Origin of the sequence: Mucilaginibacter xinganensis, assembly GCF_002257585.1 — a bacterium.
In the GTDB taxonomy this organism is placed as follows: Bacteria; Bacteroidota; Bacteroidia; order Sphingobacteriales; family Sphingobacteriaceae; genus Mucilaginibacter; species Mucilaginibacter xinganensis.
In genome coordinates this window covers 946,050-972,009 of the sequence record NZ_CP022743.1, presented here as the reverse complement: position 1 = coordinate 972,009, position 25,960 = coordinate 946,050, and the positions used below count along the sequence as shown (strand labels likewise).

At 41.5% G+C, this 25,960-nt stretch carries 21 protein-coding genes; 8 read left to right on the top strand and 13 right to left on the bottom strand.

All coding sequences use genetic code 11. From position 1 onward, the window contains the following. Positions 1–40: 40 nt before the first annotated feature. The 6 genes from MuYL_RS04250 to MuYL_RS04225 are packed head-to-tail and all read right to left on the bottom strand — an operon-like array spanning position 41 to position 8,312. Positions 41–1,315, bottom strand: coding sequence for a quinol:cytochrome C oxidoreductase (locus tag MuYL_RS04250; RefSeq protein ID WP_094569343.1), 1,275 nt, complete (start codon positions 1,313–1,315; stop codon positions 41–43). Positions 1,316–1,326: 11 nt separating this feature from the next. Then, on the bottom strand, positions 1,327–1,911 hold the full coding sequence (locus MuYL_RS04245) for a c-type cytochrome (protein ID WP_094569342.1): 585 nt from the start codon (positions 1,909–1,911) through the stop codon (positions 1,327–1,329). Next, positions 1,895–2,431 (bottom strand): DUF3341 domain-containing protein, encoded by a 537-nt coding sequence (locus MuYL_RS04240; RefSeq protein ID WP_094569341.1) that lies wholly within the window; start codon positions 2,429–2,431, stop codon positions 1,895–1,897. Before MuYL_RS04240 ends, MuYL_RS04245 begins: the two co-directional genes overlap by 17 nt. A 2-nt stretch (positions 2,432–2,433) precedes the next feature. Beyond that, positions 2,434–3,906 (bottom strand): NrfD/PsrC family molybdoenzyme membrane anchor subunit, encoded by a 1,473-nt coding sequence (gene nrfD, locus MuYL_RS04235; RefSeq protein WP_094569340.1) that lies wholly within the window; start codon positions 3,904–3,906, stop codon positions 2,434–2,436. Positions 3,907–3,930: 24 nt separating this feature from the next. Further along, on the bottom strand, positions 3,931–6,981 hold the full coding sequence (locus MuYL_RS04230) for a TAT-variant-translocated molybdopterin oxidoreductase (RefSeq protein ID WP_094569339.1): 3,051 nt from the start codon (positions 6,979–6,981) through the stop codon (positions 3,931–3,933). A gap of 38 nt (positions 6,982–7,019) precedes the next feature. Next, on the bottom strand, positions 7,020–8,312 hold the full coding sequence (locus MuYL_RS04225; RefSeq protein WP_094569338.1) for a cytochrome c3 family protein: 1,293 nt from the start codon (positions 8,310–8,312) through the stop codon (positions 7,020–7,022). Positions 8,313–8,890: 578 nt separating this feature from the next. Between MuYL_RS04225 and MuYL_RS04220 the strand changes: the two genes are divergently transcribed. From MuYL_RS04220 to MuYL_RS04200, 5 genes are all read left to right on the top strand, one after another. Next, a complete protein-coding gene (locus tag MuYL_RS04220) occupies positions 8,891–9,757 on the top strand; it encodes a DUF4349 domain-containing protein (RefSeq protein WP_094569337.1) in 867 nt (288 codons plus the stop codon). Between the two features lie 74 nt (positions 9,758–9,831). After that, positions 9,832–10,005 (top strand): DUF3606 domain-containing protein, encoded by a 174-nt coding sequence (locus MuYL_RS04215; RefSeq protein ID WP_094569336.1) that lies wholly within the window; start codon positions 9,832–9,834, stop codon positions 10,003–10,005. Between the two features lie 11 nt (positions 10,006–10,016). After that, a complete protein-coding gene (ligD, locus tag MuYL_RS04210) occupies positions 10,017–12,749 on the top strand; it encodes a DNA ligase D (protein ID WP_094569335.1) in 2,733 nt (910 codons plus the stop codon). Between the two features lie 99 nt (positions 12,750–12,848). Next, entirely contained in the window at positions 12,849–13,046 is a 198-nt protein-coding gene (locus MuYL_RS04205) for a KTSC domain-containing protein (protein WP_094569334.1), read from the top strand. Positions 13,047–13,142: 96 nt separating this feature from the next. Next, on the top strand, positions 13,143–13,328 hold the full coding sequence (locus MuYL_RS04200) for a hypothetical protein (protein WP_094569333.1): 186 nt from the start codon (positions 13,143–13,145) through the stop codon (positions 13,326–13,328). 75 nt (positions 13,329–13,403) lie between these two features. Here MuYL_RS04200 and gldB read toward each other — a convergent pair whose 3' ends face one another. Beyond that, positions 13,404–14,447, bottom strand: coding sequence for a gliding motility lipoprotein GldB (gene gldB, locus MuYL_RS04195; protein WP_094569332.1), 1,044 nt, complete (start codon positions 14,445–14,447; stop codon positions 13,404–13,406). A 97-nt stretch (positions 14,448–14,544) separates the two neighbouring features. On the opposite strand from gldB, the gene MuYL_RS04190 reads away from it, so the two are divergent. After that, a complete protein-coding gene (locus MuYL_RS04190; RefSeq protein WP_094569331.1) occupies positions 14,545–16,194 on the top strand; it encodes an NAD+ synthase in 1,650 nt (549 codons plus the stop codon). 544 nt (positions 16,195–16,738) lie between these two features. Here MuYL_RS04190 and MuYL_RS04185 read toward each other — a convergent pair. Then, positions 16,739–17,542 (bottom strand): phytanoyl-CoA dioxygenase family protein, encoded by an 804-nt coding sequence (locus MuYL_RS04185; protein WP_094569330.1) that lies wholly within the window; start codon positions 17,540–17,542, stop codon positions 16,739–16,741. 253 nt (positions 17,543–17,795) lie between these two features. Then, entirely contained in the window at positions 17,796–18,596 is an 801-nt protein-coding gene (locus tag MuYL_RS04180; protein WP_245845763.1) for an SDR family NAD(P)-dependent oxidoreductase, read from the bottom strand. A gap of 194 nt (positions 18,597–18,790) precedes the next feature. On the opposite strand from MuYL_RS04180, the gene MuYL_RS04175 reads away from it, so the two are divergent. Next, positions 18,791–20,023: a hypothetical protein gene (locus tag MuYL_RS04175; protein ID WP_094569328.1), complete on the top strand. Its 1,233-nt coding sequence runs from the start codon at positions 18,791–18,793 to the stop codon at positions 20,021–20,023. 50 nt (positions 20,024–20,073) lie between these two features. On the opposite strand, the gene MuYL_RS04170 is transcribed toward MuYL_RS04175, so the two are convergent. The 4 genes from MuYL_RS04170 to MuYL_RS04155 form a co-directional block, all read right to left on the bottom strand. Beyond that, complete coding sequence (locus MuYL_RS04170) at positions 20,074–20,286, bottom strand: heavy metal-binding domain-containing protein (RefSeq protein ID WP_094569327.1); 213 nt, start codon at positions 20,284–20,286, stop codon at positions 20,074–20,076. A 2-nt stretch (positions 20,287–20,288) separates the two neighbouring features. Next, complete coding sequence (locus MuYL_RS04165) at positions 20,289–21,731, bottom strand: PepSY-associated TM helix domain-containing protein (protein WP_157740590.1); 1,443 nt, start codon at positions 21,729–21,731, stop codon at positions 20,289–20,291. Between the two features lie 4 nt (positions 21,732–21,735). Continuing rightward, positions 21,736–24,099, bottom strand: coding sequence for a TonB-dependent receptor (locus MuYL_RS04160; protein ID WP_094569325.1), 2,364 nt, complete (start codon positions 24,097–24,099; stop codon positions 21,736–21,738). Between the two features lie 712 nt (positions 24,100–24,811). After that, positions 24,812–25,198, bottom strand: coding sequence for a hypothetical protein (locus MuYL_RS04155; protein WP_094569324.1), 387 nt, complete (start codon positions 25,196–25,198; stop codon positions 24,812–24,814). A gap of 137 nt (positions 25,199–25,335) precedes the next feature. Between MuYL_RS04155 and MuYL_RS04150 the strand changes: the two genes are divergently transcribed. Continuing rightward, complete coding sequence (locus tag MuYL_RS04150) at positions 25,336–25,806, top strand: hypothetical protein (protein ID WP_094569323.1); 471 nt, start codon at positions 25,336–25,338, stop codon at positions 25,804–25,806. Positions 25,807–25,960 lie beyond the last annotated feature (154 nt).

Here is a 25,960-nt window from a genome sequence, read left to right as displayed (position 1 = left end):
TTTTTGGTATTCTTTTTATTTAGTGCAAAAATAACAATTATTACAAATGATGATGAAGGCTCTCTTCAAGTAATGGATGCTTTTTAGGAATAAGTGATTTAAAGCTACTCAACGCTGTTGCAAGCATAAAGATGAATAAACCGGCAAATCCTACAAACATGGCCAAATCAATAGGGCTTAGAATAGTGTACCATTCTGAACCTTTTACAGCGCCAATTGTACCAGGCATGATCATTTGCCAGTAATCAAGCCAGTGACCACATATTAGTATTATACATACTACCTTTAAAATACTAACCTTACGTTTTGAATCACGCGACATGAGCGTAAGCAATGGTGCAAGGAAATTAATAACGATGTTTAACCAGAACCATGGTTTAAACTGTGGCTCCCATCTCCTGTAAAAATAAGCGGCTTCCTCAGGAATGTTTGCGTACCAGGTAAGCAGGAATTGTGCAAACCAAAGGTAAGTCCAGAACACAGAGAAACCGAACATTAACTGCCCTAAATTATGCAGGTGATCGTCAGTAACCCATTCCATGTAGCCCGCTTGCCTTAAAAGGATAAGGGTTAATGTAATAACAGATAAACCACCTACCCAAAGTGCAGCAAAATTATACCATCCAAACATTGTTGAAAACCAATGAGCCTCTAATGACATAATGGTATCAAAAGCAAATAACGGAACTGTGAAACCAAATATTAAAAGGAATATTACCGATACTTTAAAGCTCTTGTTATAGTTAAACATACCGCCAAGTTCATCTTCATTATTAGAATATTTTACCAGCAAACGGCCTAACCAACTGTAGCTTGCCAGGTAAATAACTAAGCGGATAAGGAAAAATGGTATATTTAGGTATCCTGATTTCGCTGTGATTACAGCGTCGTAATTTTCGTTACCTTTTATGGTAACCCCTTTAAGGGCCCAAAGTTTATACAGGTAAGGAATTGTGGTCATCTTACCCTCTTCGTTAGGGCCGGTGTGGGTAATAAATAAGCCCGCACAAATAATAGCAAGTAAAATAATGCCTGCGTAAGGTAAAACCTTTGCAAATGCCTGGGGAATCCGGAGAACCGCTGTTGACCAGCCCGCCTGCGCAACATATTGCACCGCGCAAAAGAAAATTCCGCAAATACAAACACAGGTAAGGTAATAACCATTAAGCAATAAGTCAGCAAATGTGCGCTCGCCATTCCCGGTTAAAAAGCCGGCGATCAATCCAATCGCACCAATAGCGATCATGATTAAGCTCCATGTTTTGGCTTTACCTTTAAATTCAAATTGCTCGTCGAAACTATGAGAATTGTTCATTAATAATAAGCTTATAAAGTTTGTAAATGGTGAACGTACATAATTACCTTCCAGCGTTCTTTGGGCTCCAGCTGCGAAGCGTATGAACCCATTGCGTTTACACCATAAGTAATAGTATGATAAATTTTACCGTCTGTCAGATCTTTCATAGCGCCACCGCGTGATGATTGTCCTTTTGAGTATGATGGAGGCGCAGGATAACCATGTGCTACCACTAAACCATCGCCCTGCCCATTCACACCGTGGCACGGAGAGCAAAAGTGCTCGAACAATATTTTTCCGTCAGCATAGTTTGCCTGTGTCTGCGGCAATGTAGTTTTCACCTCAAGGCCCGCCTTTTCATAGCCATCCTTGGTATTTGGATAATCAAATCTTACAAAACCAAGCGGAGTGGTACCTGCAGGCGGAAGCTGTGCAGTTTTACCATCTTTAAAGTTATCGTTTTTCTGATCTGGATCGTATGCGATGTGCTCGTACATATTGGGAGCGTATTCCCATCCGGTACTTCTTTTATCCTTGCACGATGTAACTATAATCGTTGCAACAATAGTAATAACCGTTATGCCCAATATTTTTATTTTATTCATAGCTAACATATTTTCTATCGTTATGCTTTACTTCTACTGCGCCTGCTTCTTTTAATAAATTGGTGATATCATCATGCGGGATATTTCCCTTTGCGTCAATGGCAATTACAAACCTGTCATCAGTTGCTCTGTAATCCATTACCCTTGGCGTACGGCCGGGAAAAAGATGAGTTGCGTAAAAAAAGGTAAGCGTCATACCAAAAGCCGTAAACAATACTGTCCACTCAAATGTAATAGGAATCAAATCCGGTACTGCAAATGCTGGTTTACCGCCAATATTCATAGGCCAGTCATGCACAAGCATAAAATAAGCCATGCTGAATATGGTAGTACCACCCAGGCAGCCAAACATAAAAGCTGCATAACCTAAGCGCGAATCTTTTATTCCAAGCTTCTTTTCAATACCGTGAATAGGCATTGGTGTAAAAACGTCATAAATCGGAACACTGTTCTTTTGTAGCGTATCAATCCCGTGCATCAATTCATCAGGATCTGCAAATAGGCCTAATATATATTTTGTACTGCTCATGTTTATACTTTTTGGTAGTCAGTAATATCAACACTGTCAAACGTCGTCAGCGTTTCTTTATAATAATCCACCTGTTCTTTGTCAAGATGGCCATCCCTTATCAGCTTCAACTTAGCCTGCTCACTCGAGCTCTTCAATATCAGTTTGACCTCAGCCATTGCTATTGAAGGCAACACGCGGATAAATAAAAGGAACATGGTAAAGAACAAACCAATTGATCCAATAAATACACTTACGTCAACCCAGGTAGGGTAGAACATTGCCCAGCTTGAAGGAACAAAATCCCGGTGTAACGATACTACGATGATCACGAAACGCTCAAACCACATACCGATGTTTACTACAATTGACAGTACCCATGAAATAGGAATGTTTGTGCGGATCTTTTTAAACCACATTAACTGGGTCATCAATACGTTACAGCCGTACATCATACAACCAGCCCACCAGTAGGGACCAATAAACCTGTTCAAGAAAGTGTATTGTTCATACTCGCCGCCAGAATAATAAGCGATGAAAAACTCAGTCAAATAAGCAACACCTACAATTGATCCGGTTAAAAGGATAATCTTGTTCATTGCTTCAATGTGGAACATGGTGATGTAGTTCTCTAATCCCAATACCTTGCGCGTCACCAGCAGCAGTGTTTGCACCATTGCAAAACCCGAGAAGATAGCTCCCGCAACGAAGTATGGAGGAAATATAGTAGTATGCCATCCCGGTTCAAGGGAGGTGGCAAAGTCCATTGATACAATAGTGTGTACAGACAATACCAATGGCGTTGAAATACCGGCAAGTATCAAACATACAGTTTCAAAGCGCTGCCATGTTTTTACTGAACCCGTCCAACCAAATGAAAGCACAGAGTAAATTTTTCTGCGGACTCCTGTAGCGCGGTCACGTATGGTTGCAAGGTCAGGTAATAAGCCTGTGTACCAGAACACCAGTGAAACCGAGAAGTAAGTTGAGATCGCGAATACGTCCCAAATCAGCGGTGAGTTAAAGTTAACCCATAATGACCCGTACTGGTTAGGAATCGGTAAAGAAAACAATGCCATCCACGGACGGCCCATGTGTGCCAAAATGTACGTGGCCGCACAAATTACCGCAAAGATTGTCATCGCTTCCGCCGACCTGTTGATAGAGTTACGCCAGTTCTGACGGAACAGCAATAAGATTGCCGAAATAAGTGTTCCTGCGTGACCGATACCAACCCACCACACGAAACCGGTGATATCCCAGGCCCAGCCTACCGTTTTGTTTAGTCCCCAGGCGCCTATACCATTCCAAAATGTATAGCTAATTGCTACTACCCAAAGGCATGCCCCTAACGAGGCTACAGAAAAGCCTATCCACCACGCTTTGCCGGGCATATTTTCAACAGGGCGAAGTACATCATTCGTAATTTGGGCGTAGGTAATATCCTTGCCCGTAATTAACGGTTCCCTGATTATTGATTCACTATGAGATGCCATATTTTAAAATCTCTCTTGTATAATTTAAGCCTCTAATTCAGATATATTTCTAATTTTTGTTTGGTAACCAACCCCTGGCTGTACGTTAAGCTCTTCCAGAACGTAATAAGTTCTTTCGCTCTTTAACGCTTTTGACACTTCAGATTCAGGATCATTAGCATTACCAAACACGATAGCATTAGCCGAGCAGGTTTGCTGGCAAGCCATTTTAATTTCTCCGTCTTTAAGCGGGCGTTTTTCAATCTTAGCCTTTAACTTACCGGCCTGAATCCTTTGGATACACATTGAACATTTTTCCATAACGCCACGGAAACGTGTTACCACATCAGGGTTAAGAACTAATTGGGTATGCTCGTTGTTCAGGTAATTATCAAAGCGCGAATCATTCCAGTAGTTAAACCAGTTGAATCGACGTACTTTGTAAGGGCAGTTATTAGCGCAGTAACGGGTACCAACACAACGGTTGTAAGCCATGTGGTTCAACCCTTCTGACGAGTGAACCGTTGCTAATACCGGGCATACAGTTTCGCATGGTGCATGCTCACAGTGCTGGCAAAGCATTGGCTGATAAACCACTTTTACATGGTCAAGGTTATCTAACTTAGCAATTTCAGTCTCTTTGGTAGTACCACCCTGGCCATTATCGTTAAAGCTATAGTAACGGTCAATACGGATCCAGTGCATTTCACGGCGGCGCATTACCTCATCTTTACCTACAACCGGCACATTATTTTCAGCATTACAAGCCACAACGCAGGCACCGCAACCGGTACAAGCGTTCAGATCTATTGCCATTACCCAATCATAGGTAGGGCGATCATGCTTTTGCCAGAACAGGTTATTCGCATTGTAATCTTTGTGGCCTTCTTCCCTGCCTGTAGCAGATGAAGGGTTTTTCAGATATTCAGTGAAAGTAGCCTCTTTTATAATACTGTTACGTCCCTCGATAGAGTGGTGAGTTTGTGTTTGTGCCAAAGGTGAATTCTCACCGGTTGCAGTTAATGTTACAGCTGTGCTGCTTTGAAAGGTTCCATTGCGCAAGCTATAAAAAGGAAACGCGTTTTTACCAACGTTGATACCAACAGGGCCAACAACTGTACGACCGTAACCAACAGCAACCGAGATTGTTCCCTGCGCCTGGCCTGGCTGTGACAATACCGGTATAGCTACCGAATAGCCGTTACCTTCAATTTTAACAACATCACCGTCCTGCAAGCCTTTCTTCTTCATATCAGAAGGAGACATGGCAGCAAAGTTATCCCAGGTAACTTTTGAAACAGGATCGGGCAATTCCTGTAACCATGGGTTGTTGGCGCGTTTACCATCACGCATTGCCGGTGACTGATAAAGCGATAGCTCTACTTTGTCTCCTCCAAGGCTGTTGCTGTGGTCAACTATTGTTTGTGCTACCGCATTAAGGTCCTTACTAAACGCGTAAGTACCGGCAGTTTTAGCAGCTTCTCTTACAAAACCAGTTTGCAACAACGTCTCCCATCCGCTCTGTCCGGATAACCCGCCTTTAGCTAACAAGTTTTTATCCCAGTTGTTCCTTACGTAAGTATAGTATTCCTTTGCAGGGTTGTCACTCCACTTCATAAGGCTTTGTTCAGCCTGGCGAGTGTCGTAAACCGGATTAATAGTTGGCTGCATTACAGTATAATATCCTACAATCGCGTTGTCATCACCCCATGATTCCAAATAATGATGATTAGGAGCTATAACGTTACAAAGCGCCGAAGTTTCATCAGAATTTGAAGCGAAAGACACTTTCAAACGAACTTTCTTTAATCCATCAATAATATCCTTGCTGTTGTAGTAATCGTACGCAGGGTTAGCATTCAAGAAGAATACCGCACCTACATCGCCGCGCTTCATTTCGTTGGTAAACTCAACAAACTCAGCGTCGTTACCGGCATACTGTAATGAAGGCGTATCCAGGTCGATAGTTGTTCCGTAGCTTCCTAAAAGCGAGTTGATCGCATTAACCAAAACTTGTGTTGCCACATCGTTAGATCCTGCAACAACCAACGCTTTTCCTTTAGCAGCGGTAAGTTCCTTTGCCGCTATAGTAATTGCATTTTCAGCAACTTTATTGTTTAACGCCTTTGTTCCGGCTAATGAAGAACCAGATATAGCGTTGTATAAGGCGATAAGTGCCGGACCTTCTTCTGATGGCTTAATCGGGATCCTTACGTCGGCATTTGAACCAGTAAGGCTCATTCCGCTTTCGAACTGGATGTGACGCGACATTTTCTTAGCCTCAAGCGACTTGTTGTTCCTGTTTGAAACATATTGCCTGGTGAACTCTTCAGCAGAGATCCATGTACCAAGGAAATCAGCGCCAAAACTTACAATCACGTCGGCTTTATCAAAGCTGTAGTGCGGCAATACTGCTTTACCAAAGCTATTTTGATTGGCTTGTATAATCCCGGTGTATGAAACAGCATCGTAATTGATGTGCTTAGCAGCAGGGAATTGGGTAATAAAATCAGCAATAACACCTTTTGTTGAAGGGCTGGTTACGGTTGATGTTACAATACGGATAGCTTTTCCGCTGGCTTTAATAGCCAACAGCTCCCTTACCACAAAATCGTCTATCTGCGCCCAACCTGCGTCGGCACCGTCTTTAATAGGGTTTTTTAAACGGTTAAAGTCATACAAGTCAAGCACCGACGCCTGTGCCTGCGCACTAGCACCGCCTTTGGCTATAATATCATTAGGATGACCTTCAATTTTTATAGGGCGGCCTTCACGGGTTTTAACCAAAATAGCCTGTCCTTCATAAGTAGAAGTATAGTAGTTCGGAATACCCGGTGTTACTTCCTCTGGTTTAATTAAATAAGGTATTGATTTATGAACCGGCACTTTCTGACAAGCGGCCAGGGTTACTGCACCAACGCCAAAGCCAAGCGCTTTCAAAAAATCGCGGCGCGGCGACTTGCCTGACAAGCCACCACCGGTTAAAACTTCTTCGATAGGAATAGGCTCCGCAAATTCGTTTTTATTTAATTCAACAAATTCCGGGGTTTTGTTCAGCTCTTCTAAACCTTTCCAGTATTTTTTATTGCTATCCATTTAAGCTATATAAACTGTAATGCTACGTTTTAATAATATTAATAATGGCACTTACCGCACTCGATACCACCCATTAATGCTGCGGTAACTTTCTTACCTTCTTTTAACAGGTCATGTACCTGCTGAAGGTTTTCATAGTATGCGTTACCTTTCATGTTTACTTCAGTACGCTTGTGGCACTGGATACACCATTTCATAGTAAGCGGTGAGTATTGGTAAACCTCTTTCATTTCCTGTACCGGGCCGTGGCAGGTCTGGCATTTTAAACCGCCAACTTTTGTGTGCTGTGAGTGGTTAAAATAAGCCAAATCAGGCAGGTTGTGGATACGAATCCATTGAACAGGGTGTGCTTTTGTAGTGTCATATTTCTGTGTTGCAGGATCATATCCCAATGCATCATAAATCTTATGTATTTCGCCTGACGGTGTTTTTGAACCATAGGCTGATGAAATTACCTTGTGGCAGTTCATACATATATTCAATGAAGGGATTGTAGCATTTTTTGACTTGTATGCGCCGGAGTGGCAGTACTGGCAATCAATTTTCATGGCACCGGCATGAAGATCATGCGGGAATTTAATTGGCTGTACCGGCTGATAGCCGGTGTGAACGTTGGTTGTCCAAAGTGACATAAATGTCCAGCTTCCTAAAAACAACGTACCGCAGATCAACACAAAGAAAACAAGTTTCTTATTTTTTGCAAGCTTCTTCAAGCCGGCTAAACGGTCAACAGGCTCACCAGCAACTTCAGGCTCCTCCTCTAAGATCAGGGTGCCTTTGTTTTTCAATAACAAGCGCTCAAGTGTAGCAATAACCCTGTTTAATACCAATATGATAATAAACGCAAGTACAATTACACCTAGTAACGAAAGGATAACTACACTGCTAGGGCCGCTTTCCTCAGCTGCCTGGCCGGCAGTACCGGCAGCAGCTTTTGGCGCATCCTGCTGTGCTTTCCAGGTGGTACGCACATAGGTAATTATGTTCATTACATCCGCATCGCTAAGATCAGTGAACAGCGACATGTTTGCCTGGTTGAACTTATTGTACATTGCAACCGCCTTAGGGTCCTTTGCAGCTATAAGTGCCTGGTTGTTCTGAATCCATTTGACAAGAAACTTATCGTCTGTTTCATCGGTAATAACCGGGCCCAGCGCCGGACCAACCAATTGCGATTCAATTTTGTGGCACGATGTACATTTTGCCTTGAAAATGGCCTCACCCTTAGCGGCATCTGCCTGTGCATTGGCCTGGATAGCCAACATCGCAAAACAGGCAATCAGTAGAACCGACCGTGAGAATTGTTTAAAAATCAATGAGAAACTCCTCATAAAGCGTATTTATACTAAATAATTTTATTGTTAATGATTGATATTCACGAAGAAATGTATGTATAACCCGAAATTTTCAGTGACAAAAGTAAAATTTATTACAGTACCAGTGACAAATAAATGACAGCAATATATAATTTATAATTATTCTAAATAAGTATTTATTGCCCTTTAAATCGCTAAAAATGCTTACTTCTGGTGTTATTTTACCCCGGTATCTAATAACTTATTCCTCAAAAGTATAAGCCCTTTTTGTTAAAGTTAAAACCTTTTTGTGATATCTATGAATTTAGATCCGCATCTTCAGATTTATTGATTTCTTCGCTCGTTTTATCCGGAAGCAATAAACTATAATCGAAACGCATTCAACAAAATAAACAGTCGCCCGGCATTGTAACCTTAATTAACTGCCCCTATTATAGTTCGTTTTACCCGTTAAACGCCGGTTTGCAAACAGAAACTCAGCTCCATTTATACGTTACGGCTAACACTGTAAAAATCAATATTAAACAGGGTTACCTTATGGGGCTCTTCAGTATCAATTAGTACCAAAAAACAAACCATTAAATTATATTTTCATGAAACCAAAAATCTTGATCGCGCTGCTGGCAGGCCTTGTTCTGTTAGGCGCATGTAAGGGCCGGAATGGCTCTGAAGAAATTATTAGCAGCAATAGTTTAGATACTATTGCAAAGTCTGATTCTACAACACAATCTGGTGACAAGCTCGTGAAAACTGCAGAAATGCGGTTAAAGGTCAAAAACGTACAACAGACAAGCGAATTTATAACAGCGCTTACCAGCAAATACCGCGGGCTAATAGTCCATCAGCAATTAACATCGTCAGATCAACGAAGTACGGATGTAACTACAGGCAACGACTCCGTTATGAGGGTTACGGCATTTACCACTACCGCCAATATTACAGTAAAGGTCCCGTCTGAAAAGTTAGAGGAATTCATGAATGATATTTCACATACAGGCATCTACCTTAATAATCGCCGGATGGATATTTCAGATAAATCCCTCGAGTATCTTTCAGCAAGGCTTAAGCTCCAAAACCGAAATGAATTGGTGAGCCAACAGAAAAAAGGAAAAGTTATTATAAAAAACCCCGCGAACGTTTTGCTTTTAAAAGATGAGATGGTTGATCAGCAAATTGGCAACCGGCAAATTGATGATGAAGTTAAGAACAGCATAGTTGTTTTAAGTTTCTATCAAAGCAATACCATTTACAAGGAAACCATAGCAAACGATAATCCCGCAGCTTATAATCTGCCATTTCTTAAACGCCTGGCGAACGCACTTGTGAGCGGATGGTTATTATTTGAGGAACTGCTGTTGGGCCTGGCAAATTTATGGGCACTAATACTTATGGGAACTAGCATCTGCATATCTATAAAATATTATAAAAAGAAACGCATTATGACTTTAGCGAAAGCCTAAATAAACAATCTTCACTAACAGCAAAACCATTACGGGCACACCCTTGTTATTACCCTAATCAATTATTACTTAAGATGGACGATAAAAGAATAACCGGGTACCCTGACAGGGACCTCATTAACACGAGTGAATATTATGAGCTGGAATACTGGTCGAACAAATTCGGTGTAACTCCCGAAAGATTAAAATCGGCCATTAGGGCTGTTGGCTCATCTGCTACGGCAGTACAAGCCTACTTACAAAAGTAAAAGCTACCGCTATGAGCCTGGAAAAATATGCAGAAAAACGAGACTTTACTAAAACTGCGGAGCCTCAAGCTGGCAAAAGCAAGGCAAAGGATCAGCTGAGGTTTGTGATTCAAAAGCACGACGCATCACGGTTGCACTATGATTTCAGGCTTGAAATGGATGGTGTATTAAAAAGCTGGGCGGTTCCTAAAGGTCCGTCCACAGATCCTAAAACAAAGCGCCTGGCCATGATGGTTGAAGATCACCCGTATGACTACCGCAGCTTTGAAGGTATTATTCCCGAAGGTGAGTACGGTGGCGGCACCGTTATTGTTTGGGACGAGGGAACTTATGAGCCTGTAGATGAGATTAAAGGAAAAAAGGCTCAGGAAAAAGCGTTGTTAACCCAGCTAAAGTCAGGCTCGTTAAAAATCAAGCTTCACGGCGAAAAACTTAAAGGGGAGTTTGCGCTGGTAAAAACACACGGCATGGGAGATAATGCCTGGCTGCTGATAAAGCATAACGACGAATTTGCTTCTACTGCAGACATCACTAAAAAGGATGAATCCGTGCTGTCGGGAAAGACCATCGAAAGCATGGAAAAAACCGGTGAAAAGATTTGGCAACACGGCCATGAAGAAGATGTAGTGAACATAAAATCAAAAATTAAAAAAAAGAATCCGGCAAAGGCAATTGAGGAGGCTGTGGGTGAAGACACCGATGTATCAGTTTCGGATTTGGCCGGGTCGAATATTGAACAGCTGATAAAATCTGCACCAAAATCAGCTATCCCCAAAAAAATAAAGCCCATGCTGGCTACCCTGGTTGACGAGCCTTTTGATGACCCCGAGTGGCTATATGAAGTAAAATGGGACGGCTATCGCGCAATGGCTTATATTAATAATGGCGAGGTTGAGCTGCTCTCGCGAAATAACAAAACCTTCAGCGAAAAATTTTATCCCATATACGACCTGCTGGCAAAACTGAACGTTAATATGGTTTTGGATGGCGAGATACTGGTGCTTAACGAAAAAGGGATCTCCAATTTCAGCGACCTTCAAAACTGGCGGAGCGAGGCCGATGGCGACCTGGTTTATTATGTATTTGACATGCTTTGGTACCAGGGTAAAAACCTGATGGACTTACCGCTAAACCAGCGCCAGGCCATATTAAAAGAAGTGCTGCCGGAAAATGACGACCGTTTGCGGGTGAGCAAAGTATTTAATGCCAGCGGCATAGATTTTTTTAACGCAGCAGAGCGAATGGGACTGGAGGGGATTATCGCAAAAAAAGCGAACAGCGTTTATACGCCTGATCTCCGCTCCAAAGATTGGTTGAAAATAAAAGTCCATAAAAGGCAGGAAGTAGTTATTGCCGGTTACACCAAAAATGCAGACACCCCAAAGCAATTTAGCTCGTTGTTGCTGGGTGTTTACGAAAATGAGATGTTGCAATATGTTGGTAAAGTCGGCACCGGATTTAATGATAAGGCGCAAAAAGAAATGATGGCACAATTTAAGCCGCTGATAATTGATAAGAGTCCTTTTGAAGCTATTCCGGACGTAAACAAGCCTTCACGATTTCGGCCCGATCCGCCAACAGCAAAGGCCACCTGGCTGAAGCCCGAACTGGTGTGCGAAGTAGCTTACAGCGAAGTAACAAGCGATGGTGTATTTAGACACCCCTCTTTCCAGGGAATGCGGGTAGATAAAAAAGCTGGAGAAGTGATTAGGGAAACTGCAAAAGCTATAGAAGAAATTATAGATTCGACACCAGAGAAACACCCCGACGCCCATTCCGCTGCATTAAAACCGCCGAAGAGCGAAGGACGCAAGACTTTGTTAAACCCTAAAGATGAAACGCAGGTGCGCAAAATTTGTGGGCACGAGCTGAAATTTACGCACCTTGGCAAGGTTTACTGGCCGGAGGACAAGGTAACCAAAAGAGATATGTTTAATTACTATTACCAGGTTGCTGAGTATATGTTGCCTTATTTAAAAGACCGGCCAATGTCGCTTAACAGGTTTCCCAATGGCATTCACGGGCCCAGCTTTTATCAAAAAGACGTAAAAGACAAAGCGCCCGATTGGGCGAAAACATTTCCATACACCAACGGTGAGGGTGAACATAAAGAATACCTGGTTGCCACCGACGAGGCAAGCCTGCTTTGGATGGTATCCTTAGGGTGTATTGAGATAAACCCATGGTTCAGCAGGATCCAATCGCCTGATAACCCCGACTATTGTGTGATAGACCTCGACCCCGATAAAAACACGTTCGACCAAGTGATAGCGGCGGCACAGGAAGTAAAAAAGGTACTTGATGCAATAGATGTTCCCTCTTTCTGTAAAACATCAGGTTCAACAGGTATGCATATTTATATACCCACGGATGCGAAATATGATTATGATCAAACACAAATGTTTGCCCGCATTATAGTGAATATTGTGAATAAACAGTTACCTGATTACACCAGCCTGGAAAGAATGGTTGCTGCACGTAAAGGAAAGATGTACCTCGACTTTTTACAAAACCGCCCCGGCGCTACTATTGCAGGCCCCTATTCCCTACGCCCAAAAGTGGGTGCAACCGTATCAATGCCCCTGCATTGGGACGAAGTAAGGGCAGGCCTTAAAATGACAGATTTTACCATTTTTAACACAATTGATAGACTTAAGGAAACCGGTGACCTTTTTAAAGGGGTGCTGGGTAACGGTATTGATCTGGAGCTGACCATCAAGAAAGCCAAAGCCACATTTGGCTGAAAAAGAAATCAAAAAACAAGACTACTTATAACAGCCCGATAGTTTTAAAGATCTACTAAAACACTGGCGCTATTGACGTTATTCTTAAATCTTATACCTATGCCCTCATCAGTTGTCGCAGCGATGAAATACAATGAATCATCAGCTACATTGCGGATAATTTATACTTCTGGCAGCGTGTACGATTATAAACAAGTGCCCCCGGATGTTTTTGAGCAGATGAATGCCGCAGCTTCAAAAGGCACATTTTTAAACACCATGATAAAAGGCAAATACAGGTATAAAAAGATCAGATGATAATTAAACCGGTACTATCAGGTAAATTAAATTGAAAAATGCGTTTAAACTTTTGGCTAAACATTTATATTTGCGCCAAAATAAATACGAAACAAGATGAATTCAACAGAAAATGCCAACGCAGAAGGTCACTATAAATTGATGGTTTTAGCAATTGCGATAGGTTTAACGGGTGTTTTTCTGCGTTTTGGTGATTTTCATTATGCTTCAATAATTTCGAACATTATCCTGATTATCGGTGTTTTAATAGCGCTAAAATCAGTATTTGCCATATTGAAGTAAGCTGAAAATCGTCACTAATAAGTCTTAAGCCAATTTCATGGCTTAAGACTACCGCCTCAAGACGTTCATCCCCTCCTACTTTCCTTTGTATTTCGACTCATTTAAGATCTTCTGCGCATCGGCATTATCCATTAACTGAGGCAGGGTAACCTCGGGATGTTTATCCATATACTGCTTTACTATTTGCCACCCCGTCCAAATTGCAAGTTTCGGCGCTGACTCATTCTTTTCGCCCAGGCCCGGAGTGAAGGGCGCTTCATTAAAATATTTTTGAATTTTCGGATAATCACTTTCGTAAAGCAGGTTCTCATCCAAAAAATACGCCCAGATCTTTGATTTAAAATCCTCGCACCATTTCAGTTGTGCAGTAGTGTATTCTATTTTCGTACTGTCGGCAACCTCAGGCATTATCCTGTCCATAAAGTACATGATCTTGCCATTATAAATCATTTTTGATAAAAGAGTTTTACTACTGTCACTCTCCGGGTACATTTCTTCGCGCACAATACCTTCAACCACGCGTGGGGTAATATTCTGTTTGTTAAAAAACTGTGACAGGTAGTGCGGGTAGGCATTGGTAAGTGCCGGGTAAAACCTGGAGTCGCCGCCTAAAAAAAGATCGAGCCCTATCCCGAAATATCCATTACCAATTGTTGTTTGTGCTTCGAAACCCGAATAATAAGCATAAACTTTGGGCAGCTGCTTTTTGGGGAAATAATATTTAATGTGCCTAAAGGCATCGGTAAGTTCCTCCTCCTGCTTATCCAGGCCATCTTTGTAAACCGAATCTACATCATGCTTCAAATCGTTGTAGGCCTGATTAGCAAAAACCTGCCTCAATAATTTAAAATATGCCGTATCCCGTATATTAATATTGCGGTCCTGCAGAATCAGCCCTATAAAATCACGATAAAATACACCGTATTTTTTTTGCAGATATGCGCTTTGCCGGGCCATTGGTATTGTACGCATAGCGTCAAATTCCTTATCAAACCGTTCAATCTTAACATCAACAGGTATATTGCTAACGTCAACTCTTTTGTTGTTTGTACAGGCGCTGAATACCACGGCGACTAAAAAGAAAAAATAAAATGGCTTTTTGGGGATTAAAACAGTCATTGTTTGTGCTTTGAGCAAAAATAATTTTTATTTGCATTTAAATATGCAAACCCCTGAATTAAACCGTTTGTTATTTATCCATCCAGAACATTTATAAATGAAGATCGCATTAGCCCAGCTCAATTATCATATCGGAAATTTCGAGTCAAATACCGCTAAAATTATTGAGCACATAAAAAAGGCTCGTAACAGCGGTGCCGACTTAATTGTATTTGCCGAGCTCTGTGTTTGTGGCTATCCATCACGCGATTTTTTAGAGTTTGATGAATTTATTGACCTATGCGAATCATCAGCACAAAAAATAGCTGAAGAATGCCACGGCATCGCCTGTATTATAGGTTTGCCTACACCTAATCACCGCACAGAGGGTAAAGACCTTAATAATTCTGCCTATTTTATTGAAGAAGGTAAAGTGATAGCAGTTGCCAACAAGGCCCTGTTGCCTAATTACGATATCTTCGACGAGTACCGCTATTTCGAGCCATCAAATGAGTTTAGCTGCATAGAATTTAAAGGGCACCGCATAGCTTTAACTATTTGCGAAGATTTATGGAATACATTTGAAAATCCATTGTATGTAACCCGCCCTATGGATATTTTAATCCAGCAGAAGCCCGATGTTATGATCAATATAGCTGCATCGCCTTTTGCTTATAATCATGATGAGGAGCGAATAGAGATTCTGAGTGACAACGCCCGGAGGTACCAGTTGCCTTTATTATATGTTAATCACGTTGGCGCGCAAACCGAGCTGATATTTGACGGCGGATCATTGGTTTTTGATAACACAGGCGCCCTGATTGATGAATTACCTTACTTTGAAGAGAGTGTTGCTTATTATACTTTAGATGATAAAAGTAAGCTGAGTTTTGACCACCCTACCACAATGAAAGCTGAAAAATTGAGCGATATTGAGCAGATTCATAAAGCGATTATTTTAGGTATTAAGGATTATTTTCATAAATCAGGTTTTAAGCAGGCGATATTGGGTTTATCCGGAGGTATAGATTCTGCGGTGGTTTGCGCGCTGGCAGCGGAAGCTTTAGGCCCAAAAAATGTAATGGCGGTATTGTTGCCGTCCCGTTTTTCGAGCGACCACTCTATTAAGGATGCTGAAGACCTTGTGAACAACCTCGGTTGCCTGAGCGAAACCGTTGCAATAAAAAATATAACCGAGGCATTTGAAAATACTTTAAGCCCGCAGTTTAAGGGTTTGCCGTTTAATATAGCTGAAGAAAACATTCAGTCGCGCAGCAGGGCTGTGGTGCTGATGGCGATGTGTAATAAGTTCGGCTACATTTTATTAAATACGTCAAATAAAAGCGAAGCTGCAGTAGGTTATGGCACATTATATGGCGACATGTGCGGTGGAATTTCCGTCATCGGCGATGTTTATAAAACCCAGGTATTTGAGCTGGCAAGGCATATCAATCGCGATAAGGAGATCATTCCCGAAAATTCCATCATTAAGCCACCATCTGCTGAGTTAAGACCCGACCAAAAGGATACCGACTCCCTGCCTGAATATGATATCCTGGATAAAATTTTAAAATTTTATGTGGAAGACAGGCGCTCGTCAGGCGAAATTATAAAAATGGGTTACGACGAAAATACGGTACGCCGCGTTATCCGCCTGGTTAACCTTGCCGAACATAAGCGTTATCAAACCCCGCCCATTTTAAGGGTATCGCCAAAAGCGTTCGGTATGGGCCGCAGGATGCCGATAGTCGGAAAATATTTATCTTAACTTAAAATGCATTTAACAGCGAGCCGGCGTTGCGCGGTAGATTATACTCAAATCAGATAGCAGCAACGGATCAATTCAAAAAAAATTTGGAGGAAAGTCAGCAAATAGCAGCGGTGCACTTTTACTCACGGAACACCCGGAACAAAGTGAAACATTATAATTATCAGCGAATTATAACTTAACCTTATTATCGAATAAACTCAAATAGCGGGATATTAAAAAAATCCATAAAAACAAGAAGCGCTCCTGATGGGCAGGAGCGCGTTCTAACCAATTATAAACCTAAATTATGAGAAGAGTTGCAAACATGGACTCGAACCATTATTACCGCTGCCGTCCAGCGTTTTTGCATTTACTGCTACAAATATACGTGTTTAAACGACAGTTGCAAAGTATTTAATTTAATTGCCTATTTATTGTTATTTATTTAACATTCAGATTACTTTGATGCGCTATTTGCAATTTAACAGCTGATAAGCGTGCCGCCTTACCCGCTCTTATCCTGCGGGTTATATATACAACTATCAAGGTGATCAGCATACTATTATTTTACCAGGCCCGCAAATTTTTGATAAAATACAGTACGGCTTTCAGCATGTTTAGGTTCGAACCTGCCAACTATTATAGGAAGGTAAATAACCCTGCGCCTGCTTGCTTCGCCAATAACTGTTGATTGGGCCACCCGGTGCCATAAACGACCGTCGTGGACGGTAAGATCCCCCGCTTCGGGAATAATGGCTACCTCATGTTTATCTGCATTATTATCAATAAAATATTTTTTTCTGAAAAGCATTTGGTATAGGCTTTGCCTGTGGGTGCCTGGAAGTACACGCAAGCCGCCGTGCTCAGCCTTAAGGTTGCTTAAGTGAATCCCCACATTTAGCATAGGGTTTAACTTTATACCATGGAAAATGTCACGCAGACCATCCGTGTGCCAGCCCATTTTGGTAAAAGCGCTTTGCGCGCCGTTTACATAATGATTAAATACCATGCCGTCTTTTTCGCTGGTGCCGAGTCGTGCTCCGGGCCCAACCAGCTGCAACAGCGCTTCAAGGCGAGGGTCATCTGCCAGGCCGGAGAAAAGGTCATGTTGCTGGTTAATAAATGCGAAACGCTGTACAATATCGCTGCCATCCAGATCTTTACCATATTTAACCGGCACACCGTTAACCTTCGCTGTCCCTTCATTTAACCATTGCCGCTGCACCTGCTCTGATGCATGAATGATATCTTTAACTGTCTCAAAAGTGATGAAGTTTTTAAAATGAATAAATCCGTGCTCCTTAAAAAAATGCAGTTGTTCAACTGTGAGGTTTTCACCGAGCGTAAATTTTTTATAAGTTGACATGTAAATATAATTAGATTAAGAGTTGCCTAAAAACGACACTGGCTAAGCCGGTGCCGTTATGAATTAAAACAAAGGGTCAGTATTAGCAACAACAGCTACAACATAATGCCCTTTTTGGGTTGGGCATTCGCATGGAAAAGATGGCGATATGTTGTTTATTATTCAAAGTATATAACATCTATAGATTTAATAGACAATTCAAAGGTAGGATTAATATTCTAACATCCAAATATTTTCTGAAAAAATTTCAGTTTTACCTTTTGGGGGCTTTATAAACACTTCCAATAATCTTTTCTATGAGCCTCTTAGGCAAAAATAGAACCAGCCGGGCACCAGCCGCATTTAAAAAACCGGGAATTATTTCAATCTTTTTATTAAACATACCATGGATTGCTGCTTTTGCAACAATAGCGGGCAGCATATTAAATTTATCTGCCAGCTCTTTTAATGCGTCGAGGCCTGCCCTACGGGTAAAGTGTGTATCGGTAGGGCCCGGGCTCAGGCAGCTAACTGAAACAACAGTATCTTTCAGTTCAAAATTCAATGCACGGCTAAAAGATAGAATAAACGATTTTGTAGCTGCGTATACCGCCAGCGTTGGTATAGCCTGATAGGCGGCCGTGCTTGCTACGTTTAAAATATAAGCCTGTGGCTCCTTTTTTAATATTGGGAGTAAAAGATGGGTTAAAGCCACCTGCGCATCAATGTTCAGATTAATCATGTTTAGCTGACCTTCCAGACTTAAGTCTTCAAAATTACCCCAAAGGCCATACCCTGCGTTATTGATAAGAATTTCTATTTTGAAAGATCCATATTCGCACCAGTCGGCCACCTGTTGCGGTGCTATAGTGGTTGAAAGATCAGCAGCCAGCCACAGCGCTTTTACCTGGTGCTCCTTTTCGATAAATGCCGCCAATTCAGCAAGCTCAGCATCGTTTCTCGAAACTAATAATAGCGAATAGCCAAGGCGCGCAAGCTGTAACGCTATTTCACGGCCAATCCCACTGCTTGCTCCGGTTACCAATGCATAATTCTTCATATGCAAAAATAGCATATCCAAATTGGAGTTAATAAAAATGACGACTAATTTTATAGATTAAATTTCTATTTGTATTTTGCACCATGAAAATTGTTAAGTGGCATTATCCTTTTTATCAAAGCCGATGTTGTTAAGTAATTGTTAAATAAATAATCCATTTATACTAACTTGCACCAGTTCAGCGTTTTTTTCATTTTTCAAATACCTTAATGCACAGTTTTACCGTTACATCCGCCCAGCTGATAAGATCTTTTACATTTCATCAAAAATTCAACTACAAACATCACTGGCTGCTCACATGTTTGTTTCTGTTTTTGCTTAATATCGGCTATGCCCAATCAGATACATCGGTTTTACGGCAGCCACGGATTCGTGAAAATAGGTTTGCCGATTCTGTATCCGACCGAATAAAGGATAGCCTGAAGATTGAGCTTGAGCACGTAAAACTCAATGACCCGGTTACCGAAAAGCGCTTTTTAACAACACTGTTAAAAGAAGAGCAGGCAACACCAACCGGCACGCATCGCAAAAAACACGGCCAAAAATTTTACTACAAGCTGGCCGTAGCGTTTACCAAACTTAGGCTCTATCCGCTGGCTATGAAATGTTATTTTAAAACACTGGCCATTGAGAATAAGCCAGACACTATAAAATATGCACCGCTGGTAACCGCATCTGTTGATGGCCGCCAGTTAATGGCCGGTAATTTCAATCATCGGCGCGATACGCTGATCTATGAGGATAGTATTGCCGCCCGCATTATGGCTATCCACAATACCGATATTAGCCTCATCACTAAAGACAGCACATCGTACAACGGCGATGCTGAAATTAAATCGCCACCGCTACAGGGGAATCAGATAATTGATCCGTTCGATGATGGAAAAAAGGCGGTGGCCTATGCTTTAATGATCCATGTGCGGCAACCTGTTTCGGGTAAACGTAAAGTTTATGTATTGAACAATGTTGGCCATACCTTTATTACATTAATAAAATATAATGCCGACAGTACCGATGTTACCCGATCATTTGGTTTTTATCCCAAAAAGAGTTTCCCATTGGCAGCCACGCCATTATTCCCTTCGTCTCGCTCAACGTTTAAGGATGACTCCCGCCATAGCTGGGACGAGGTGTCAGGCACATTTATTTCGCGCAAAAGCTTTAACAAGATCCTTACCATCGTAAAAAAATATGACCATAAGAAATACCAGCTCAGCCACACCAACTGCACCGATTTTGGCTTGGAGTTGGCTGCCGAAGCTGGTATTACAATTACGGATACACAAGGCAAATGGCCGCTAGGTAAAGGCAATAACCCCGCCTGCACCGGCCAAAGCATACTGGAGGGAAAAATAACTGCGGTGAATGATACCTATTCGGGTAAATTATTGGTTGTTGATGATTTGATAAACACCAAATCTTTAACGCATTACCATAAATAATTTTGTCATTCGGGGCATGAGCCCTGAATGACAAAATGGTATCGCTACTTTTATTTCGTAGTGTCTCTTTCCACCAGTTCCATTCCGCATTTGGAACAGATACCGGGTTTATCTGATGTGATATCAGTATTCATGGGACAAAAGTATTTGCTCTTATTCTTTTTAACTTCTTTGCTCATCCCGGCTTGTTTTACAGGGTGATCGCAGGATGAAATTGCACCCATCAGCCCGGCTAAAGCAATAAGTGTCGCTATTTTTTTCATGGTTATTTATTTTTTATTAATGATGCAAAGCCAAGCAGCGCTACAGCTAACACGCCTGATGCCGCCAGCATGCTAACAATGTCACGAATATCTTTGCCGGCCCAGCTCATGTAAAAAAATTTATGCAGAAATATAAACGAAAGTCCTTCTGCTCTATCTAACGCATTTACTTTGGTTGCCAATTTGGCTGTCGTTGTCTCGATATACCAATTTCCGTTGCCGGGGTAACTAACTTTTTGTACCGGCAACCGCTTATTGATAAAGCCATATTCGTTATCAAATTGGCGAACCTGACTTATGGTTAGCCTACCTTTAACCCGCTTTATTTCCTTGTCTTCCGGCAGGTAATAATTGCATAAAAAAGCAGCATAAGTTTTATCCCCGTCTGCTAATTCTGTACCTGTTTGGGTATCGAAATACAGGATAGCCTTTTTGTTATCAGTAACCTGGTAATAAGTGTGCCCGTTGAATTTAGCCAGACCAACCCTGCTTACATTACTGTCAGCAACAGGAAGTTTCAAATTAGCCAGTTTTAATTCTTTACGATCGATAAGCTGTTCATAAGCCGGCCTTTCGTGCTCCGTGTTATACAGTTTGGCAAACAGGTGAAAGGCAGCACTGACGACAAAGGTGAACATCAACAAAGAAACATAAAGCCCTACCTGCCGGTGGTACCGTTGAAAAATACGTTTTTCATCCCTGCCATTTTTAGTACGTTTTTGTGCGGCTGTTTTAAATTTTCCCCAAAAAAGCCCATAGATAACCAAGCCACTTAATAGCGAAAAGAACATTACAATTACCAGCGTTAATAAGAAAACCATGCGGAATGTATCTCCTGCCAAAGCTGCGAGGAAATTCCAGGTATGCAATTGCTCAAACAGCCATAACAGCGCTTTACGGCTATTGTTATTAAAAGTACCCATACGGCTTTGGCAGGTTTCAATATACACATCCATGCCATCCGGCCTGGAAAAACTCACCTTCCAAACCGGCAGCAGGTGATTGATGGGCTGATATTGCCCATCAAACGTCTTTTGCAGGTTGATTGATTTTATGGCCGATACGGAATCCTGCGTAAAATATCGCGCAAGCCAAATGGCATACTGCTGATCGCCATTCTTTAATAATTCACCATTATTTGCAGCAAAGTAATTATACACGCTGTCTTTCCCAAAAACCTGGTAATAAACAACATGGTTAAAACTTACTATCCTGAAATTACGCAAACTGGTAATTTGGTTTGTATCTAATACTTGTTGGATAGACAACCGGGGGGTAAGTTTGCTTTGAACGGGAGGATTGTAAACTTCAACCGGGATATGCGGCCTGAACCAGTTTGACATGAGTGGATGCGAAAGGCCGCTCAGCGTCCAGCATATTACCGGTACAAGTGCTATCAAACCCAACACTCTGTGCCATTTATAGAAACTTGATTTTACTGACATGGCATTAATATTTTGAAATTGAATAGCTGATGCCCAAACTAAAAACACGGGGAGGCGCAGCATTATAAGTATCGCCGTATTGGTTGCTGGTTACTGTAGTTGCATACAGCTTATTGGTTAAGTTGAGTACGTTAAACCATATCCCCGCACCCTTTAAAATATCCTGCTTAAAATCATACCCTAAACGCAGGTTATAAATGTCATAGCCGGAATAAGTTTTGGTATTTGCAGGGTTGGTGTAATATTTATCAATATGCTGCCACTCGGCCAAAATGCGAAACCCCGGCAGATAAAACGGCTTATAGGTTAGTTCTGAATTTACTATCCATGAGGGCGCATTGTTCATTCGTTTACCATTATAGTTGATGGAATAACTTTGGCCTGTTGCATAATTGGTGGCAACCTCGCTATAATCAACATAAGTATGCTTTGCATTGGTTCCGCTAAACCTGAATGTAAGCGCCTGCACGGGCGCATAGGTAAGCGAATACTCAATCCCCCTGTGCCGCGTTGCTCCTGCATTTTCATTTTGAGTAGTATTATCCGGTAGCAACTGATTGATAATCTCGTTATGCCCTTCAAGATCATACAGGCTGATCTCCGCATATAGTTTTTTATCGAAGGCAGAGAACCAGCCTCCTATCTCGTAGTTATCAAAAGTGGCTTGCTTTAAAGTAACCTGCTGGCGCGAGCTATAAAGGTCGGTAGTTTCGGGCGGCTGGAACCCTACGCTGTAATTGGCATAGAAGCCGGAGTTTCTGCCAAGGTCATACGTTAAGCCCAATTTAGGTGCAACTATATTAAAATCATTTCTTTCCTGTTGCTTGTATTTGGTTTGGCCAACAGGCAGGCCGTTATCTAAATTATAATGCACACGGTCATACCTTAACCCCATTACTATCCGTAAAGCTTCGGCAGGCTTTATCTCATATTGCGTGTAAGCAGCCGTGTTAAAGAGCCTTATCTTGTACTGATCAATATATTTACCTGTATTGGTAAAATTTGTATAATAGTTATTGGCTAAATCTTTTTTAATATCCAAAAACTGCGCGTAATAGGAACTTGGACTATCATCCAGGTAAGCGCCAACAATCAACCGTGAGTGTAAAAAATCAAAATCTGTGCGGTGCTGGGTAAGCAGGCCGTAGCTTTGAAATTTCAAGTCATTCACCTGCCCGTTCGAACTAAGATATTTACCGCTGGCGTCACGTACGTCAGAAATATAATAGCTTGGCAATTGAGCGGTGGAGTTATTCCTGAAAAATCCGGTAAAGAAAGTGCTGCTTTTGTCATTCCACTTATGATCAAGCCGCGAGCTGGCCCTGAAAGCATTTACTTTGCGATAAGTAAAGCGCTGATTGCTGCCATAGCTTCGGCTGTAAAAATGTGCGCTATCCAGGCTGCCCGGTGTCTGCGTGTCCAGGTTATTGTAGGATGCTTCGGTTGTGAGTTTGGTAGCACTATCAAACTCATAAGTGGTTTTAATGTTACCCGAGTACTTATCAAAATCGGAGTAATCCTGCCAGCTATCTTTCTGATGGGCAATGTATCCGCCGGCATACAAGCCAACTTTGCCCGATGTAAAACCACCACCAGCATCCACTCTTTTGTAGTGATAATTATCGCCCTGTACAGACAGATCTGCTGCATACCCTGTTGGCGGGCCCTGGGTTATAAAATTAACCGCACCCCCAATTGAGTTACTGCCGTATAATGATGACGACGGGCCTTTAATAACCTCGATATCTTTTATGCCAGACATGTTGATCTCGTATAACGAATTATGATTAAAGATTCCGGTGGGCCGAATAGGCAGCCCATCCTCCATGTATAGGTACAGCGCGTTATAGGTAATAGGCTGACGGATGGCCATAGTGTGCTGCTCATTCCCCAGGTTTACCATATAAACTCCGGCAACCTTATTCAGCAACTGATACAGGGCAGCTGCTTTAGTGTCTTTTATCTGGGTGGCGTTTATCTGTGTTATAGCAATAGGCGCTTCCCGACGTGGCTGCTTTTCACGACTCGCGGTTACTATTACCGGTTGCAGGTCAAGTATTGAAGGTTCCATCGCGACGCTTAACCCATTATCGTCTGCACCATTTTTTAAATCGATTATCTTATTGGTATAACCAATAATGACAAATTTTAGCTGGCTGATGCCGGCGGTTGAAATCTCAAACTTACCAGCGTTATTTGTTTTCGCAAAAGCTTTTGACATCGCACTGCTGCTATCAGAATTACAGATGGTTACACCAGCCAAGGCTTCGTGCGTATAGGCATCAGTAACGGTTCCCCTTAGCGTTTGGGCGAATGTAACTGACGCAGATATACATAAAAAAAGAATCAGGATTAAATATCGTTTCATATAAACTTTGTGAGGAGCAGGCTCCCCGTTAATGTATTAGTATGTAATCAGGCTGGTTTTAAAAGCCAGCCAGGTTTATTCACACCATCAACTATACAGCCATACCACCCCATATTAAAGAATTGTATTTTGAGCCATAAAATAATAATGGTTACAGCATTTCATTAAAACAAACACTATCCTGTTTTTTAAACCAGGCAGGGCGTTTTAATAAAATGAATAAAAATGATATTTAATTGAATTGCGGAGGGCGGAACAGCGTTCTGTTAAATTGAGATAACTCACACAAATGGCAGGGGGTATTAATAATACAAAGCAACTGGTTTTGAAATTTAACTGGTGCTGAATTGGTGATGGCAGCTTCCTGGAAAAGATTTCTTTGCGATTGCCGTTCATCACCGCGTTCGTTTTCCCGGGCTTGTTTGATTTTTTTCAAAAAATAGCACTTTCCATTACAATGCAGCCAGGGCTTATCAATATTTTCACAAAGATTTGCGGCAATATAATTCCTGTTCAGCTCAAAACCCGCGAAGATAAAGAACCGCGTGAAGTTAGCTGAGAGTGTAGAAAAAACCAGAAGATATATAACGACCCGCCGTAACATAACAAAAATTAATACAAATGGGTATTCAGGACTAATTACCTGAACTATAGAAAATACAGCATCACCGGTACAAAAAGTTGTATGGTAAATGAATTTGAGAAAAAGAAATTATACCAGCGATTTGGGCGGATGGAAGATAGTATCAATATAATGGCTTTTATATTGATAAGTATATTGAGGAAATGCGCGTTTATTGCCTTCTAAAATAACTGGTTCAATAAATGCAAGTTTGAATGGCTCCTGAAAAAAAGATACTTCAAGGCGGCTAAAATTATCTTTTGCAGTTTCCTTTTTTTCGTTCTCCTGCGCTTGTTTGATTTTTTTCGCGAAGTAACACTTACCATTACAGTGCAGCCAGGGTTTATTCCGGTTTTCGCAAAGTTTTGCGGCAATATAGTTCTTGTTCAGTTCAAATCCCGCAAAAACAAAAAACCGCGAGAAGTTAACTGCAAGTAGTGAAAAGATAAGAAAATAAGCCGAAAACCGTTTTAACATGCCGCTACAAATCTACTGGCTATCGCCTAATTAACCAAGCCATCTATATTATTTATTACCGCAGCCTGCTTTAATTTTAGTTACCAGCATTAACTATTATACCGAACTTTCTATATTTAACAAATAAACCACTCATTATGAAATTTAAACCTTTAGCTTTCTTATCACTATCAGCAATCGCTTTTTTGATAGCTTGTAAGAACCCGGCCGAAAAAAAACAACAAACAGCAGCTAACCCAATTATCGGCACCTGGCAATTGGTATCCGGCGCTACCATTACCAAAGGGCAGAGCCAGGCAAACAGCTACCCAAAAGACCAGCAAATGATAAAGATAATTAATGACACCCACTTTGCCTTTTTAAACCATATCATGAACACCGCTAAAGACTCATCAAACAAATTTGATGCCGGGGGCGGCCGTTATACGCTAAAAGGCGATCAGTACACCGAGCATCTTGATTATTATAAAGACAAAGCCTGGGAGGGTAAACCATTTACTTTCACCCTTACGTTTAGCGGCGATACGCTTATTCAAAAAGGTATTGAAAAAGTTGAAGGTACCGGGATTGACAGGGTTGTTATTGAAAAATATTTGAAGGTGAAGTAGCATAATATTTATACTAAAATTTAACCTTTGGCTATTGTAATATACATCTTACAGAGATAGTATTACTTTTTACGTAACTTCAATCATATTTTAACAGTTATCAAACTGGTAATTAAACCAATTATTTGCTTTTTGTTATTACGGCTGTCTATCC